The sequence below is a fragment of the Brevibacillus halotolerans genome (assembly GCF_026891775.1).
Lineage (GTDB): Bacteria > Bacillota > Bacilli > Brevibacillales > Brevibacillaceae > Brevibacillus_B > Brevibacillus_B halotolerans.
Map to the genome: position 1 here is coordinate 260,520 of NZ_JAPTNK010000005.1, position 17,631 is coordinate 278,150.

15 protein-coding genes are annotated in these 17,631 nt (G+C 43.2%); 11 read left to right on the forward strand and 4 right to left on the reverse strand.

The features are described from left to right. Nucleotides 1-50 precede the first annotated feature (50 nt). From O0550_RS09730 to O0550_RS09765, 8 genes are all read left to right on the forward strand, one after another. Nucleotides 51-1,184: an ABC transporter ATP-binding protein gene (locus O0550_RS09730; RefSeq protein ID WP_258426161.1), complete on the forward strand. Its 1,134-nt coding sequence runs from the start codon at nucleotides 51-53 to the stop codon at nucleotides 1,182-1,184. An 83-nt stretch (nucleotides 1,185-1,267) separates the two neighbouring features. Further along, a complete protein-coding gene (locus tag O0550_RS09735) occupies nucleotides 1,268-3,016 on the forward strand; it encodes an ABC transporter permease (RefSeq protein WP_258426162.1) in 1,749 nt (582 codons plus the stop codon). 151 nt (nucleotides 3,017-3,167) lie between these two features. Then, the gene (locus tag O0550_RS09740) at nucleotides 3,168-5,702 is read left to right on the forward strand and encodes an NEW3 domain-containing protein (protein WP_396125763.1); all 2,535 of its coding nucleotides are present in this window, start codon (nucleotides 3,168-3,170) and stop codon (nucleotides 5,700-5,702) included. A 106-nt stretch (nucleotides 5,703-5,808) separates the two neighbouring features. After that, the gene (gene argH / locus O0550_RS09745) at nucleotides 5,809-7,329 is read left to right on the forward strand and encodes an argininosuccinate lyase (protein ID WP_258426163.1); all 1,521 of its coding nucleotides are present in this window, start codon (nucleotides 5,809-5,811) and stop codon (nucleotides 7,327-7,329) included. Then, the gene (locus O0550_RS09750) at nucleotides 7,326-8,312 is read left to right on the forward strand and encodes an N-acetylglucosamine kinase (protein WP_258426164.1); all 987 of its coding nucleotides are present in this window, start codon (nucleotides 7,326-7,328) and stop codon (nucleotides 8,310-8,312) included. Before argH ends, O0550_RS09750 begins: the two co-directional genes overlap by 4 nt. Nucleotides 8,313-8,361: 49 nt before the next feature. Then, nucleotides 8,362-9,156 (forward strand): PIG-L deacetylase family protein, encoded by a 795-nt coding sequence (locus O0550_RS09755; protein ID WP_258426165.1) that lies wholly within the window; start codon nucleotides 8,362-8,364, stop codon nucleotides 9,154-9,156. A gap of 194 nt (nucleotides 9,157-9,350) precedes the next feature. Next, nucleotides 9,351-10,109 carry a metallophosphoesterase family protein gene (locus O0550_RS09760; RefSeq protein WP_003339660.1) on the forward strand — a complete coding sequence of 253 codons (759 nt, stop codon included), beginning with the start codon at nucleotides 9,351-9,353 and terminating at the stop codon, nucleotides 10,107-10,109. A 252-nt stretch (nucleotides 10,110-10,361) separates the two neighbouring features. Continuing rightward, entirely contained in the window at nucleotides 10,362-11,924 is a 1,563-nt protein-coding gene (locus O0550_RS09765) for a site-specific DNA-methyltransferase (protein ID WP_003339656.1), read from the forward strand. On the opposite strand, the gene O0550_RS09770 is transcribed toward O0550_RS09765, so the two are convergent. Continuing rightward, nucleotides 11,890-13,104 carry a helix-turn-helix domain-containing protein gene (locus tag O0550_RS09770; RefSeq protein ID WP_258426166.1) on the reverse strand — a complete coding sequence of 405 codons (1,215 nt, stop codon included), beginning with the start codon at nucleotides 13,102-13,104 and terminating at the stop codon, nucleotides 11,890-11,892. The genes O0550_RS09765 and O0550_RS09770 overlap by 35 nt on opposite strands. A 108-nt stretch (nucleotides 13,105-13,212) precedes the next feature. Here O0550_RS09770 and O0550_RS09775 point away from each other — a divergent pair, with 108 nt between their 5' ends. Further along, nucleotides 13,213-13,572 (forward strand): hypothetical protein, encoded by a 360-nt coding sequence (locus tag O0550_RS09775; RefSeq protein ID WP_003336571.1) that lies wholly within the window; start codon nucleotides 13,213-13,215, stop codon nucleotides 13,570-13,572. Between the two features lie 149 nt (nucleotides 13,573-13,721). Here O0550_RS09775 and O0550_RS09780 read toward each other — a convergent pair whose 3' ends face one another. Beyond that, complete coding sequence (locus O0550_RS09780) at nucleotides 13,722-14,153, reverse strand: EamA family transporter (RefSeq protein ID WP_003336572.1); 432 nt, start codon at nucleotides 14,151-14,153, stop codon at nucleotides 13,722-13,724. Between the two features lie 51 nt (nucleotides 14,154-14,204). Then, nucleotides 14,205-15,458, reverse strand: a complete 1,254-nt coding sequence (locus O0550_RS09785) for a hypothetical protein (protein ID WP_258426167.1) — start codon at nucleotides 15,456-15,458, stop codon at nucleotides 14,205-14,207. Between the two features lie 228 nt (nucleotides 15,459-15,686). On the opposite strand from O0550_RS09785, the gene O0550_RS09790 reads away from it, so the two are divergent. Both O0550_RS09790 and O0550_RS09795 read left to right on the forward strand, forming a co-directional pair. Continuing rightward, nucleotides 15,687-16,661, forward strand: coding sequence for an aldose 1-epimerase (locus O0550_RS09790; protein WP_003339646.1), 975 nt, complete (start codon nucleotides 15,687-15,689; stop codon nucleotides 16,659-16,661). 75 nt (nucleotides 16,662-16,736) lie between these two features. Beyond that, complete coding sequence (locus O0550_RS09795) at nucleotides 16,737-17,069, forward strand: DUF1904 family protein (RefSeq protein ID WP_003339643.1); 333 nt, start codon at nucleotides 16,737-16,739, stop codon at nucleotides 17,067-17,069. Nucleotides 17,070-17,145: 76 nt separating this feature from the next. Here O0550_RS09795 and O0550_RS09800 read toward each other — a convergent pair whose 3' ends face one another. After that, nucleotides 17,146-17,628 (reverse strand): small multi-drug export protein, encoded by a 483-nt coding sequence (locus O0550_RS09800; RefSeq protein WP_003339640.1) that lies wholly within the window; start codon nucleotides 17,626-17,628, stop codon nucleotides 17,146-17,148. Nucleotides 17,629-17,631: the final 3 nt, after the last annotated feature.

Consider the following 17,631-nt stretch of genomic DNA (forward strand, 5'->3'; position numbering starts at 1 on the left):
GTGACGACCTTTTGTTCTGCATGTTGCATGACATGAGAGGAGGAACAGAGTTGAGTGGGGTCACGTTAGAGCATGTAACGAAATCTTTTGGTAGCTCAAAAGGGATCGAAAACGTTCACATTGAGATTAAACAGGGGGAATTTTTCACATTTCTTGGACCAAGCGGATGTGGGAAAACTACTATTTTACGCATGATCGCGGGTTTTTACTATCCCACCAAGGGGCGTATTTTATTTATGAATGCTGATATGACATACGTTCCGCCACACAAACGAAATACAGGTATGGTGTTTCAAAATTATGCTCTGTTCCCTCATATGACAGTGTTTGAAAATATAGCCTTTGGTTTGCAGGTACGCAAGCTTACTAAAGCGCAGATCAAAGAAAAAGTAGAGCAGGCACAGAGACTTCTACGTTTGGACGGATTTGGAAATAGGCGAATGGATCAATTATCTGGGGGACAACAACAGCGTGTGGCTCTGGCAAGAGCTTTAGTTATAGAACCCTCCATTCTCTTATTAGACGAACCATTGTCCAACCTGGATGCGAAGTTGCGAGAAGAGACACGCATCGAGATAAAACGGCTGCAATTGGAACTGGGTATTACCACCATCTATGTGACCCATGATCAGGCTGAAGCAATGTCGATGTCTGATCGCATTATGGTGATGCAAAATGGAGAAGTGCAACAGATTGGTATACCAGAAGATATTTATAATCGACCGTCTACTCCGTTTGTTGCTTCTTTTATCGGAGAAACAAATGTATGGGAAGGCGAGGTTGTCCAGATAAATGGAGAGGAAGCTACTGTGCAAGTTGAGCCTGGTTTACTTGTAATAGGGTATCGTGATTATGCATCAAATAGCGAGGGGATCAAAGTGGGTGCCAAGGTCTCTCTCTGTATTCGTCCAGAAGCTGTACAGATTGTAAATGATCAGCAAAGAGCTCGGGATATCAATCCTGAACAACGACATGTCTACGAACCGAACCGATGGCATGGCCAAATCAGCCTCTCTGAATTTACTGGGGCTAGTGTGACATATGTTTGTAAAGTCGGTGATAAACAAACGTTGAGAGTCTTGTCTATCCATACGGGCAATCCAATCAAACAGCGCAAAGAAATGGTTACCTTAGTTATTCCGAAAGCCAATGTTTATTTTATTTCTAAAAGAGAGCCTGACTAATGAATTCGTGCCGTTTTACAGGCACCGCGAGCAAGCGGTTTAGCTTTTCACCTAGTTTTCTTGACGGATAGGGGAGGTACTAGATGGATACTCGACCGAAAGCATCGCAAACTGAGCATGTACCCCAAATCACTACACATCGCCACCTTAAGCTTTTGAACTCCAACTCTTTTGTCTACGTGTTAGTTTCTCCTTTATTTCTTATCCTGCTTGCCTATGTTATTTATCCGTTAGGGCAGACCTTTCTGCAAAGTCTGAGAATAGATAAACAGTTTACACTTGCTAATTATGCTCATTTTTTTAGCTTGGAGCATACGGCAAATCTGGAAGCTCTTTGGACCAGCTTATACATCTCAGTGCTTAGTGTGATTACATGTGGCATCGTAGGAGTAAGTCTAGCATTTCTATTAGAACGCTATGATTTTCCAGGGCGTAAAATTCTGTCTGTACTAGCCATGGTTCCGATGGCACTCCCCCCTTTGATTGGGGTGCTTTCCTTTACTTTTTTATATGGAGAAAGCGGAATTATTCCCCGAGGCTTACAAGCATTCTTTCAGCTTCAGCAGGTACCTTTTTCACTAAAAGGCATTTGGGGCGTACTGATTGTTCATACTTTTACGATGTACACGTATTTTTACATGACCATCACGGCTACATTGAAAGGATTAGATCCTTCTCATGAAGAAGCAGCAGCCAATCTTGGCGCTACTCGATTCGTCGTCTGGAAGCGTGTCATTTTGCCTATGCTAACGCCAGCCATTGTAGCGTCATCCTTGCTGGTATTTATGATTGCGATGGCCTCCTATACGGCTCCGCTTATCTTTGGAATTGATCGCACTATGACGATGCAAATCTATTTATCTCGCATCAACGGCAATCTGGAGATGGCAGCAACACAATCTACGATATTATCGATCGTCTCCATCTTGTTTTTGTTATTGATGCGCTGGTATCAAGGTGTGCGTAATTATCAGAATCAGAGCAAAGGGATTAGCGTACATCGTACAGAGGTCAAAAGTAAGGCAGGTCGGTATACAGCAATGGTGCTCTCTACGATTGGTGTTGTCATTCTTCTGCTGCCGATCCTTGTGCTTGTGCTCTTATCCTTCTCAGTAGATGCTAGCTGGACAGTACAGATATTACCGCCAGCTTATACATTTTCTCATTATCTTGACTTGTTTACAGATAGTAAGACATGGAGGCCGATTTTTACAAGCTTTGAGATGAGTTTTTTTGCTACCCTTGGCAATGTGATCTTTGGAGTAGCGGCAGCTTATGCTATGATTCGTCTGAAATTCAGAGGGAAAGCTTTACTAGATATCCTGATTATGCTGCCATGGGCATTGCCTGGCACCGTTGTGGGTGTTAACCTATTGGCTGCTTTTAGCCAGCCGCATCTATTTGGTTTTTATCAGGTTTTGGTGGGAACGATTTGGATTTTACCCTTGGCTTATTTTGTACGTCACCTACCGTTAGTCTTTCGATCTACTTCAGCTACATTGATGCAGACTGATCATTCCGTAGAGGAAGCGGCACGTAATCTGGGAGCTTCCTGGTGGTATAGCTTTCGACGTGTCGTATTTCCTATGGCGTTACGTGGTATTTTAGCAGGGACGTTACTTGCCTTTGTGCAAGGAATCGGGGAATTTGTGGCTTCTATCTTGCTGTTTACGACCAACAGCACGCCAATTTCTGTAGAGATATATAAGCGCATGTATTCTTTTGAATTTGGTACAGCTTGCGCATATGGTGTTTTGCAGATCGTGTTCATTATCATCGTTTTGTTTCTTACTACTAAATGGACGAAGGATCAAGCTGGCTCAGCAGTTTAGGGCTAAGGAGACGGATGAGAAGCAATAATAGCCAATAGGAGGCTGTTTTGAAGAATGAAATCCACCTAGGCTTTCATGAAAAAGCATCCTTAGCGTGTTTCTTTTCCATAAACATGACCTCATATAAGGGGGAAATCCAGTGAGAAAAAGAATGCTATCTCATCGAATGTTCGTTACATGGTGTGCAGGACTCATCAGCCTAGCTGTGATTACCTCATTCGTCATGCTGTCTGCTATACAGACCGTCCATGCTGATCGGGGGATTGTTGACTTATGGAAAGCAATTCTGCCGGTAACTACAGTGGCTAGTGCGATGAATACGGGCGCACATCCAGATGACGAGCACAGTGCTACGCTTGCCTATCTTAGTTTAGGCAGAGGAATAGAGACAACCAGCCTTATCGCTAATCGTGGAGAAGGTGGGCAAAATGAGATTGGCAACGAGCTTGGTCATTCGTTAGGAATCATTCGTACGCGGGAATTACAAGAGGCATCCAAAATTAGCAACGTAAATCTAATCAATCTCAGTGAACAAATCAATGATCCTATTTATGACTTTGGCTTCTCGAAAAGTCCTGATGAAACCTTAGAAAAATGGGGTGAACAACACACCTATGAACGCTTGATTCGCCATATCCGTCAAGTGCGTCCAGACATCGTGATTCCTGCTTTTCTCAATGAAGAGTCTACTCATGGTCATCATCGGGCGATGAATGTGATTACAGTGAGAGCGTTTGAAGATGCCGCCAACCCATCTATATTTCCTGAACAAATAAAAGCAGGATTATCACCCTGGCAGGTGAAAAAGCTATATGTACCAGCAAATGCTAAGGATTATACGGTTCGAATTCCAATAGGGGATTACGATCAACGATACGGAGCTTCTTACAAGCAGTTGGGAGAAGAATCACGTTTCATGCACAAAAGCCAGGGCATGGGTCGACACTATGACGAAGGGCCGGACTTTGTGTACTACAAGCTAGCAAAATCAGTTGGGCCCATTAAGCAAAAGGAAGCAGACCTGTTTGAGGGAATTTCCTTTACCTTTGAGGAGTGGGCAAAAGAGCTGGCTCGGCAGAAGCAAGCAGGTCGTTTATCTCAAAAAATTCACCAACTGCAAAACGATGCAACACAGATTCTCCATGCCTATCCAGATTTCTTACAGGTAGCGAAGAGCATTCATCGTATGAAAAAGAATGTAACAGACACGATCAGGGAGGCTAAGTCCGCTGATCTAACTGCAGAAAGCAGGGTGGATGTGCTTCACCGATTACAGATAAAAGAGCATCAATTAGATAAAGCGAGTGTAAAGGCATTGTCACTCGTGGGTAAAGTAACATCCTCTGGCAATGAGCTGATCCCCGGGCAAACAGCCAAAGTAACAGTCACAGCATATAATGGCAGTCAGGTCGCTATTAAAAATGTAAGGATAACGCTGAGGACACCAGATGGATGGAAGGTAAAACCCACAGGACCTACAACGTTTGGGCAGGTGAGCTACAATCAGAGAGTATCAGTGACATATGACGTACATATCCCAAAAGATGCGGACAAATTCCATCCGTACCGCTTACCCATCCTCTCTAGCGATATAACCTACAATGCTTTTGGAGAGGACGCGACATTACATGCTGTACCGCAAGCTACAGTGGGGATTTTGCCACCATTTTCCCTATCGCTTAATCCGAATGCTACCGTGTTAAACACCCTACAGCAAAACCAAGAGATTCCCATTCAAGTTACGGTAAAAAACTATACACCAGGTGCTAGCCAGCCAACGATTTCGCTTATGTTGCCAGCGGGTTGGACTGTTAAGCCAGCTTCAAGTAAACTCAGCTTTGCTCAGAAAGGGGAAACGAAAAGCATTTCTTTTCGCGTAACCCCGTCCCCAAAAGTAAAAAACGGTACCTACGAGATTACAGCAAAAGCTAGTGCAACAGGATTAGGGAGTCATGAAAATGTGCAGGTCATTACATATCCACACATTGGAACCACCTATTACATCCATCCTGCTACCCTTGCCATTCAAGCTTTTGATCTAAGGATAGAAAAAAATAGAAAGGTAGGATATATTTCTAGTGGATTTGATCAAATCGACCACTATCTGCGGCAAGTAGGGATAAACGTGGTTAATTTGGATGCAAAGGCAGTAGAATCAGGTGATTTACAGCAATATGACACAATTGTGCTGGGGATACGTGCGTACGGATTCCGACCAGAGCTGATCCCAAGTAATAAACGTCTACTCCAATACGTTGAAAATGGCGGTAATCTAATCGTTCAGTACCATAAACCGGAGGATAAATGGACACCTGATCTGGCTCCTTATCCCATTACCATTGGGCAACCGCTGATAAAGTGGCGTGTTACTGATGAAAATTCCAAGGTGACCATGCTACAACCCGCACACCCTTTATTTACAACTCCCAACAAAATAACTGCACAGGACTGGAAGGACTGGGTTCAGGATCGTTCTGCCTACAATCCGTCTGCTTGGGGGAAGGAGTACACAGAGCTGATAAGCCATGGTGATCCTAATGAGAAGGAGTTCACAGGTACCTATTTAACTGCCAAATATGGCAAAGGAACCTACACGTACAGCTCCTTGGTCTGGTATCGACAACTACCCAATTTAGTCCCAGGAGCCATTCGCATGTTTGTTAATATGATCAGTTTGAAGCAATAAGGCAGTCTATTTAGCTACATCCGTGAGGGGTCTCCATCTTACAGGGACCCTCTGCACGGATGTATGGAAGGCAAGGTCCATAAAAATAGACAAGGAGGCATCCCGCATGAAATTTCAAGCTCGACAAGCGAGAATGTACAATCAGGAAGGAACAAGCTTCCCAGGGAAAACCTATGCCAAGGTGGTTTTGGAGCCAGCTTATGAAGAGGCAAAGGCCCACCTATTAGCTCCCATGCTGGCTATCAATAAGGCCCACCTAATCATGTTAAAAGAGCAGGGATTGCTTTCTAAGGAGGAAGCAAGACAAATCGCAGATGCATTACAGAAGCTAGATGTAGACGCTTTGCGAAAGTCTGGTTACACCGGTGAATATGAGGACTTATTTTTTCAGGTGGAAAATCAATTGCTAGAGCAAGCAGGTGACATTTCCGGCAATTTACATTTGGCTCGTAGCCGCAATGATATGGGTATTTGCATGTATCGAATGGTGCTAAGGGAGAAGCTGCTTGCGACTTATTCAACGGGAGTGCTTCTGCATGAATATTTACTGCAAGTAGCCGAAGAGCACATCGATACTATCATGCTTGGTTACACACATACCCAACAGGCACAACCAACCACCCTTGCTCACTATGTAATGGCGATGGCAGATTCTCTGGAACGCGATCTGCGCCGACTACGCTCTGCTTATGACAATTGTAATAAAAGTCCAATGGGCGCGGCGGCACTGACCACCTCGGGCTTTACGATCAGTCGTGCTCACATGCAAGAATTATTAGGCTTTGATGAAATGGTGGAAAATTCCTACGATGCCATTAGCGGTGCAGATTATCTTGGCGAGGCGATGCTGGCAGTTCAATTAGCGGCGATTAATCTTGGGCGATCAGTGCAGGATTTTCTGCTGTGGTGCACGCAAGAATTTAACGCTGTGAGAGTGGCCGATCCCTATGTGCAAGTCAGCTCCATTATGCCGCAAAAGCGCAATCCCGTTTCCTTGGAGCATATGCGTTCCTTATTATCCAGCTGCGTAGGCACGACTAATACAGTGCTTTCGATGATGCATAACACACCGTTTGGTGATATTGTGGATACAGAAGATGACATGCAACCGTATGTATGGAAAAGCTTGTCCATTTTAGATAACATGTATCATTTACTAATTGCTGTCATTACAACGATGCAAATCAATAAAGAGGTGCTCTCGGCACGTGTTAAGGGAAGCTTTGCCACAGTGACAGAATTAGCGGATACATTAGTACGTACAGATAAGCTATCTTTTAGAACCTCGCATCGTATTGTCAGCGATGTGGTACAACAGGCGATCAAGCAGAAAATAACAGCCGATCACATAACACTTCACATGGTAAATGAGGCAGCCCAACATGTGATTCATAGAGAAGTGGTACTTACTGAGGCAGAGCTTGCTGAAGCGCTTGATCCTGTACATTTTGTCACCATCCGTTCTTTACCGGGAGGTCCTAGCCCCAGAGAAATGATGCGCATGATTGAAACGCGAAAATCAACACAGGAGCTGATGCACAACTGGTGGCAGACAGCAGCATTGCGTTGTCAATCCGCCTTGTCACAATTGGATGAAATCTTGTCAACATGGAGTGATAACACATGAATCAATGGCATATTCCTCTTCTTGCGGTAGATGGAGGAGGCACAAAAAGCTTGGCGATGTTCGTGAATTACAACCAGCAGGTACTGGGAACAGGAATGGCTGGATCATGTAACTATCATGGAAAGGGAGTGGAGTCAGCTACATATGAGTTGAAATTGGCGATTCAAAGAGCAATCACTGAAGCCATGCCTACACAGGTACAGAATCATTCTCAAATAAATGCTCCACTACAAGTAGACTGCGCTGTTTTTGGCATAGCTGGTCTAGATACTTCCTATGATCGAGCTATCATAGGAAAGCTAGTGAACCAAGTGCTATTTGGTTTGAACATTCAAATAAAGAAGCTAATTGTTGAAAACGATTGTGTTGCTGCCCTTCTAGGTGCCACACGTGGTAAGCCTGGCATATTGGCCATTGCCGGCACGGGGTCCATTGTTTGTGGGATAGGTAAGGATGGAAAGAGAAGCAGAGTTGGCGGCTGGGGACATCTAGTAGGTGATGAAGGCAGTGGCTATAGGATCGGCAAACAAGCGTTAACGGCTATATTTCAAGCATCAGATGGACGCTCGGATGCTACATTGCTTGCAGAGGAAGTCCTTACCTATTTGCAAATAGAAGATGTAGAACAGCTTTTTCACTGGGTCTATAATGAAAAAACGTATTCAGTGGACAGAGTAGGTGAACTATCCCGTCTTGTAAGTAGAGCAGTGTACAAAGGAGATCAAACAGCACACCGGATTTTAGAAAAAGCTGCAGATGAATTGTTTGCAGGTATAAAAACAGTCATGGATCAGCTTGACTTACAAGAGTTAGCTTGTCAGGTTATTTTACAAGGAGGCGTGCTGAAGCATGAGCCACTCGTAAGACAAAGGCTTATTCAATCAATTAGTGAATATGCTCCGCAAGCAATCGTGGACGATAATGAGCAAGAACCCATTCAAGGAGTAATTGCTATGGGGCTTTTTGCCATGAGTAGTTCTTAAGCCTCTACTGTCAACCTAATAAATTCAAGGCACAAAGGGAGGGAGTAGCATGTGGAAAGCAAGCGAGAATGCTCAAGTAAGGCGTCTGCTGTTTCTTTTTCCACATCCCGATGATGAATCGTTTGCCTGCGCAGGAACCATGGCAAAATACAGCGAATTAGGACAGCTAATTTATTTGGTGACAGCTACTTCAGGAGATAAAGGAAAGTGCGGACCCTATTCGATCACCTGTCAAAAGCAGCTGGCTGTCTTGCGTGAGCGCGAATTAAGCAGTGCCCTCAGCGTCTTGGGAGTAGCCGAATTGCTGTTATATCGCTTTCCAGACGGCGGGCTGGCCCAGATGGACCAAAGCGTGCTCACCGAACGCGTACTTCAGACGCTCCTGTCTATTAACCCTCAGATCATCATCACCTTTCCACCAGATGGCGTTACAGGTCATCCCGACCATATTGCGCTTTCTCATGCGGTAGAAACAGCGGTGAAACGTTATGAAGAACAACTACCCCAACAGGAATATCCTGATTTGTATTATGTCTCCATTCCCCATTATTACGATCATTGTAAGGAGCGTCCTCCACAAGCAACGTTCCCTATCACAGCAAAAGTTGATATTTCAAACTATAAGGCTCACAAGGGGAAGGCATTGCAGGCCTACAAGAGCCAGGAATATTCAGTTAATAAAGCATTCCCTGGAGTGCTACAGGGTGATTTTTCCGTAATAAACCCTTATGAATATTACACACGGGTTCGTTCAAGGGGACGAAATGAATTTCAAGATGAGCATGGTCGCAAGCTACAGACTGCGAATATCCCGACTTTTTGCTTTTTAGAAGGGTTGGAGTAAGCCGGCACTGCTACTATTGTAATCGGGATGACATCTAAGAAGTCTGCTTGTATGCTTCTTTTGTTGGTATTTTTGTTTTGGGAAAGTTACCTCTTTTCTGAATAAACCTTGTCACCCTCTTTTAGCTCATGTAAGGTAATATAATGGAAACAAAAACTCCCTATACCGTAGACAGATAAAGGAAGTGAGACAGCATGAAACGTACACTGGTAATGAGCGATATTCATGGAGAATTGGATAAAATGGAACAATTATTAGCGAAAGCGAATTACCATGCAGACAAGGATCAGCTCATCTTGTTAGGCGATTACGTAGATCGTGGCCCCAATTCCAAGGGAGTTATCGCGAAAGTAAAGGAACTGACTCAGGCAGGAGCTATTGCCTTAAAAGGAAATCATGAGGATATGATGATCAAGGCCTTAACTATTGCCAATGAATTTTGGATGGGCAGGTGGATGCGTAACAATGCGCCTACAACATTGCGCCTCTATGGATTGGAATTGCCTTTAACAGAAGAAGAAGCCTTTCAACAGGTGATCAGACCAGAACCAGGCTCAAATGAACCACCTAAAATATTGCCTAAGAAGGATGCGCCGGGGATTAAGCTGGAATTACCCGCCCAGCTACTAGAGGACATTCGATTTTTAGAACAATTACCGCTCTATTATGAGACAGAGGAATACATCTTCATTCATGCAGGGGTGCATCCAGACAAATCTTTGGACGAAATGGACGAGCAGGAAATGCTCTGGATACGTGAAGAATTTCATAATGGATATGCGGGAGAAAAGACTGTCATTTTTGGACATACATCTACAAACTATTTACATGCAGATGGCAGTACAGATGTTTATTTTGGTAAAAATAAAATTATCGGCATTGACGGAGGCTGTGTTTACGGAGGTAAATTACACTGTCTGGAGTTACCAAGTCGAAAGGTTTATACAATTTAATCGCTCTGTGACAATAGAGAGGCTGTTTTCCTAAGCGGGAGAGCAGCCTTTTTTTGATGAAAAACCCTCGAACTATCAGCTTCCGCAATCCATTTAAGGAGGAAATGTAATCCAAGTAGACAGCTAATCCTCATACTCTAGCCTCTTCTTTTAGACTTAGCTTCTTGAAAGGAAAAAATTTGAAAATGACGAATATGTATCCAGAGAACGTAATAGAAGTAGGTTTCCTATTACAGTGGAGGTGTCGAGTAATTGGAGGAACGAAAGCAAGACCTACTTGAGTGGCAAAAAGAGAATCGCAAAAAGCTAAATGAGCATTTCCCGAGCTTGTTTCATCAAGGAATTTTGGTAAGGAGTGAATGGTTAAAGCTGTTTGGCGAGGATACCTTACATGATGATAGATATGGGTTGTTTTGGCCGAGTAAGAGGACTGCAATACAGGAGGCATCACTGAAATCAGCTATCCCCACTCCCACGCTTCATGCAGCATGCTCTAAGAATGCCAGTGAAACAGAAAATCTGTATATAGAAGGGGACAATTTAGATGGATTGCGACTTCTATGTAGCACACATACAGGTAAAATACAATGCATCTACATAGACCCACCTTATAATACCGGTAAAAACTTCATTTATAAAGATAACTACCACAGTAAAATGAAGAGCAAAATCCTGCATAAACACTCTTCTGCATTTGATCAGCAATGGCGAGAAAACATGCATAACGATTGGCTTACGATGATGTATCCCCGCTTGGCAATTGCACGACAGCTACTGACAGAGGATGGCGTTATCCTCATTAGTATTGATTCAAAGGAATTTGCAAATCTGCGCCTTATCTGTGATGAGCTTTATGGTGAGCAAAATTATGTAGGTGAGTTTATTTGGAGCGGAGGCAGAAAAAATGACGCCAAGTTTATATCGATCTCGCATGAATTTATTTTGGTATATGGAAAAAATGTAAGCTATCTGCAACAACACCGAAAAGTTTGGCGTGAGAAAAAAACAGGCCTGGCGGAAATTTACAAGCAAGGTAAGCATCTTGCTAAAAAATATAACGGACAATATCGTGAGGCGAGTCAGGAATTAAAAAAATGGTTTCGCACATTGCCAGAGAACCACCCCTCTAAGCAGCACAGCCATTATGCCGCAATTGATGAAAAAGGAGTTTACTTTCCGGGAGACATCTCTTGGCCGGGCGGTGGGGGACCTGTCTATGATGTCTTGCATCCCGTTACTAAAAAGCCTGTTAAGGTTCCGGCGAGAGGCTGGGCTTATACCGAACAACGCATGAAAGAATTCCTACAGGCAGATTTGATCCATTTTGGTATAGATGAAACAACGATCCCCTGTATAAAGCGATATCTCCATGACACAGAGCATCAGGTTCCATACAGCGTGTTTTATCATGATGGCAGAAGGGCGATGAAACGCTTGCGAAAGCTCATGGATGGTCAACTTTTTCCCTTTCCAAAGGACGAACGCTTAATGAAAAAGGTGCTGGAGATTGTCACGCAAAAAGAATCCATTGTTTTAGATTTTTTTGCAGGGTCTTCTACTACCGCCCATGCTGTTATGCAGCTTAATGCAGAAGATGGGGGAAAACGTAAATTTATCATGATTCAGCTACCAGAAGCCATACCAGCTACTTCTACAGCCTATCATCAAGGCTACCGAACCATTTGTGAGCTAGGCCAGGAACGAATCAGACGAGCGGGAGAACAAATTTTCCAGGAAACAGGAAGCCAGCAGACTGATTATGGATTTCGAGTCATTACGCTTAGCGGTGCTGATAAAGATACAGCAGTCGATTAAGGGACTCTTGCTTGCCCTGTGGATGGTAATCGCCATAGCAGATGAGACTGTGTAGATAACTTTGTTCCGCTTGCAAAAACTTACCTAACTGCTGATAATATTGACCTAGTAAACGATAAAAATGACCGTAGCTTCTTTTTTCAAGATAAGTTTTGGGTTGGATGCTCCAAAGATCTTTATCCTCAAGTAAAGAGGAAATATTCGAAATGTGGCCATAATCTAAGTATATCTCCATGAGCTGATTGACCACTGCAAGAATGGTTTTACGGCTAGCATGCGTTAGACATTTTTTAAACTGCCGAATAGCGGTTGCTTTATTACCTATTCGATACTCAAGCAATGCTCTCATTAGTCTGTAATGCTCAGAGGAGGAAGTGCGGGAGATTTGACTATAGCAAATAAAAGCCTCTTTTGCTCCCTGGAAATCCTCCAATGCATACGATGAGTAAAATAAGGTGCGGTAAGCCTCTATCGTGTCAGCAGGCTTGCGTTGAGCAATTTGCAATAGCTCCTTACTATACAAGATGGATTCGTCGTAGCGGCCTAATAGATAGGCATGCATGCTAATGTGCTGGTATAGCTGGATTTGTTGCTCAGCAGGCAGGAGATCAGCATAAAATAAAACGTTTTTTCCTAGGTAAAAGGCGGATTCGAAGTCCGCTTCTTTTTGTTGTGCCATTACATATAATTGGAGAAAAAGCTGGGCCAAATGCTGAAGCAAGCCGTGGTCTCTCGCATACTGAGCCATGAGATCGTACAGCGTTTGTTTTAACACACTGTCTTTTACTAGTTGAGTTTGTTCATATAACCTATTGAGCAGGCGGTCGGTCTCTTCCTGAGGAGACTTTAAATAACTAAGTGCAACTTTGCGCACGAGCTGTATATTGCCAATGAGGAGGGCATCCTCCAACAGCTCCTCAACTATTTCAAGCCGTGGTTCCACCAATAAATACGCTTCGATAATTTCTGCATAGGGGATGTGCAGGTGTTCGACGAGGGGTTTTAATGTTTTTAATTCTGGACGCTTCGTATCAGCATTTTCAATTTTGGAGATGACGCCCTTACTAATCCCAGTCATGTAGGCAAGCTGTGTGATTGAAAGGTTGGCTTGTTGCCGATAATTGCGAATGATTTCGCCGATAGTGACGTAATGCATACTATCTTGAAATAAAGTGCTCATGAGTTGACCCCTTCTTTCCTCACAGATTTTTACCAAAAAGTAGCCCAAATAAGGTATACAATCCTTAAATTTGTTTATAACAAGGCTATGAAAGTAGATAGAGGAGGTATGAAAACGTTGCGTGGATTCTGGATAAAGCTAATTCTGACTCCTTTTTTATTCCTGCTACTAGATAATGTGTATGGTGGCATTTATTATCCTTATTGGTGGGAACCTGTAGTAGCAGGTGTAGTGGTAGCACTCCTTGGTCAGTTAATGGAAGTAATGTTTTTGCAGCCAGGTACATTATGGTTAACGACTTTTCTTGATATGCTCATGTGTTTGGTTGTCGTCTTCTTTACTAAATTTATCTTTAGTGGAACAAAAATGGGGATGGATGGTATTTTCTTTTTCGCTGTTTTTTTCGGTCTAACCGAGTATTTCTTGCATCTGTGGCTTATACGCAGTGGCCGCGTGGAGAAAGTATGAGCTAAAAAACTGAGGCGCGTAGTACTCGGTAGCGATCTTGTGCTAGCCAGCCAAGATCGCTTTTTTCATTGCGAAAGGGGATAGGAATATATGTTCTGTTAGGTGATAAAAGAAAGGCCTGACAAACATCAGGCAATAACAAGGTATGGCTACGAACCAAAGGCCACTAATAAAGTTCCAACGGCAATTAGTCCAATGCCGATACCGCCAATGAGGCTAACGCGTTCGCCAAGAAATACAAAAGCTAAACCAACAGCCAGCACGACACTTAATTTATCAATGGGCCCAACCTGAGCGACCTTTCCATATTTTAAGGCCACAAAGTAAAATAACCATGATAATGCTCCAGCTACACCGCTTAGCACGATGAAGGAAAGAGCCTTTTTGTTGGCAATAACTTCGCCAAAGGCACTCCATTTTCCTTCAAAAAGAACCACACCAAGTAAAAATAAAGCCATAATAACAGCTCGAATAGCAGTTGCCGTATTTGCATCCACTTGACTTAACCCAATTTTTCCGAAAATAGATACCAATGCTGCCATCAGGGCAGATAATAATGCAAAAAGCAACCAAGCCTGCATAAAAAGAACCACCTTTGTATGTAAGAAATGTGTATTACTTATAGATAGCACTTAGGTTGTTTGACGCTCAAAGGTCTGAAGCATGTGCTCTAAAAGGTAAATAAATTCTGCTTTTTTACAATAATAGCATTGATCGAGCCAAAATGGATGAAGATTATGCCAAACTGTTGGCTCCGCTACATGACGAAAGCGTCCAAATAGCTGACGCGGGTAGGATGCATGCGTAAATGATATTTCATATTGATCATTTGCATAACGGGTTTGTTCTTTGGTTGATTCACGTACGAATCCGCGAGCTGCCAAAGGTGGATCTGCAATCTCGATCAAGAGATCACGGGATGAAAATAACTCCAGATTTCCATCAATTTGCTGGAAGAAAGCGGGACCATATTCCAAAAATAAATGGAGCACCTCATATAAACATTCCGACAGCTCTTGTTCATCTGCATAGCTTTTCCATTGGGCTACGCCGTGTGTACGACCCCATTTTCCTTCAGACCAGGTCCATAGATCAATACTGCCGTAGCTCTCATGCTGCAATGAAGCAGTGAACCTCCGTTGCCTTTTATGAAACGATAAGAGCAAGCCGGTATTCGTGATAGCAGGAGTCGTACAATAAAAAGCAAACTGTTCGAGGGCTCTGCTACCTGTTTTTGCAACTGCTTCAGTTGGGGGAAAGACGGCTTCAGACAGAATAAAACCAGCTTTAAGCAATTGCTTCTGCAAGCAAGCCCTGACCATTTTATTTACTCGAACTGGTGAACGCCGACACTTATTTACAAGGATGCGATGCTGTTGCAGAAATTGAGCTGTTTGGCTGGATAAGAATGCGTAGGAACAGCCTTCCACACCAGTTATATCGAAGGCTTGAAGAAAGAGTGTCCTAGCTTTTTCATGTGTGTTCTGCTCTTGTTCATGTAATAGCATGTAGTTCAGAAACCTCTCAAAGCTTGTCGAGCATGCCACCCAATCAGACAAAGCCGATAAGGTACCTTCCAAATGCCTCTCAGGAGTGAAATCATTATAAGGAACGAACAAAGAAACCAAAGCTTCACCGTTCACATAGCTGGAAAATCCCCAGGCCTGATCGGGCAAATGAACCACATAGATACTGAATTGCCCCGTAATTTCCGAGATGTAAGCAGCGAATTCATCACTTCCCTCTTCTTCCTCAGCTAGCATGACTGCGGTCCAATTTTGGTTTATTGGATAAAGAAAGGATTTGATGTTATGCTGCTTTACAATCGTTTGCACATGATCTTTATCTATCTGATAAAGCAATGTGGCATAAGTAGTGTAACCCATGCCGTCATTCCCTCCTGTCTTTTTACACAAGTTCTCTATCGGAAATCGTACCATATGAAATCATGTGGTTTCCAGCTAACAATTCCTTTTAGAGAATGGGTTTAGTAAGCGCATTTGCTTGTGTTTCAATTTCGGATTGCGTTACACTACAAAATAAAAGAACATCCATGAATCATGTAAATGAGACATTGCTCAATTATGATGCGGTAAGAGGGAAAGGAGACTGTCATGACAAGATATCAATTAGCGGAACGAAAAGTAGACGATTACATAACATATGTCCTAACTGATGCAGAATATCCAGCGGAAGCTCATCTAGTTCCAGGGCTTGGAAATAATTTATTTCGTTTTTCAGTGAATAATCAAGAGGTATTTGTATCACCTGAAAAAATTTCCATGATCAGGGATGCTTCTGCCCGTTTTGGAAATCCGATTTTGTTTCCGCCCAATAAAATTAGACATGGAAGCTTTTCCTTTAACGGAAAGAAATACCAACTCGGATTAAACAAAGGGGAGCATCATTCTCACGGAGAATTACGTGTACGCGCTTGGAACGTGATAGATCGCGGTGCAAAAGCTGATCGTGGTGCGTTCGTCGTATCCGAGTTTGATTTTGCCGATCACCCTGATTTATTGGAGGCATTTCAGGCACGTCTGGTGTTTCGCTTTACCTATGTTTTACAAGATGGCGTTCTACGTCTGGAAGGGGAAGTGAAGAACGAGAGCGAAGTGGCGGCTCCGTTTATGTTAGGATTCCATCCTTATTTCCATGTGAAGCAGGGGCACGAACAGCAAACAATCATGCAGGTTTCTTCAAAACTAGAGTGGCCCGTAAATGAGGAAGGGTTCGTAGATGGTTCACCGACCTCAACTGATTTGTGTCAGCAATTAACCAAGGGGCTAGCCTATCCTGACATGCCAAAAGGACGAGATCATGCTTTTGTTACAGTAGAGGATGGAACCACCAGTTGCGAACTGATTGACCAGCAAGAAAGTCATAAAATTGTTTATGAATTTGGAGATCAATTCCCATTCATGCTAGTCTTCCAACCAAGCTGGAATAACAGTGTGTCTCTTGAGCCATACACGGCTGTCACAGATGCTTTTAATTTAGATGTAGCAGCAGAGCAGACGGGGGCTCGTGGTCTGGAGCCGGGGGAACAATTCGTCTTTACACATACTTTCCGTGTAGAAAAGCTGTAAGCCGAAAATAACGATAGCGCAGTATTTCTTGCTTTTATAGCAGAAGGGAAGTAACAACAAAAAGGGGGAATAAACATGCCTCAATTATTATTGCGTGGGATTTCCACCGAACAGGCATGCAAGATGAGCGAGCCTTTGCTTTGCGAGCTAGCAGAGATTTGTGACTGTGGAACAGATAATTTTATCATGGAGTGCATACCAACGATCTCTGTCTTTGAAGGAAAGCAAGTAGAGACCTATCCTTTTATCCACGTGTATTGGTTTGAGCGAGGAACAGAGGTAAGGGATCGTTTTGCGGAATGTGTGTCCAGACACGTTTTGGCGCAGGGTATATCGGAAGTAGAGATCGCTTTTAGTGTGTTTGAGACGAATAGCTATTATGTCAATGGAAAAAGATGCTTTGATTAAGCACTATAGTCAAAAGCCTGCGGAAGATGATATTCCTCAGGCTTTTTGATTTGTAGAGCAATCGTTATGTAGCGAACTATTTCTGTAGCATTCGCATCAAAAATCCATTCTGCTCACCTATATTCATAAGATCAGCTCCGAAGTATCCAATGACCATAGCAAGCCCCGTCCATGCAACAAGACTAATACCGATCCACAACAACATTTTTTGTCGGGTTGCCCCAAAAGACATTCCCATTATCGCAGTAAGATGACTTCCGACTAGAGCAGGGCCTAAAATACTTAGCCCAGGCAATCCATACTTTTTAAAGAGCTGCCTTGCACGCTGCTGACGTTTGCTTGGTTCCCTGTCACCGCGTTTTTTTTGTAACCATATTTGTACTTTTTCCATTAGTAAAATAAGTAGAAAAACAGTAATGGCATTACCCACTAGCGCTACCAAGGAAACTAAAATGGGATTCAGCCCAGCAAAAATTCCAATCGGAATCATTGCTATAACCTCAAACATGGGAGTAGCGGCAAACAGGAAAATGATCAAATAAGGCCAAAGTAGATTCATAGT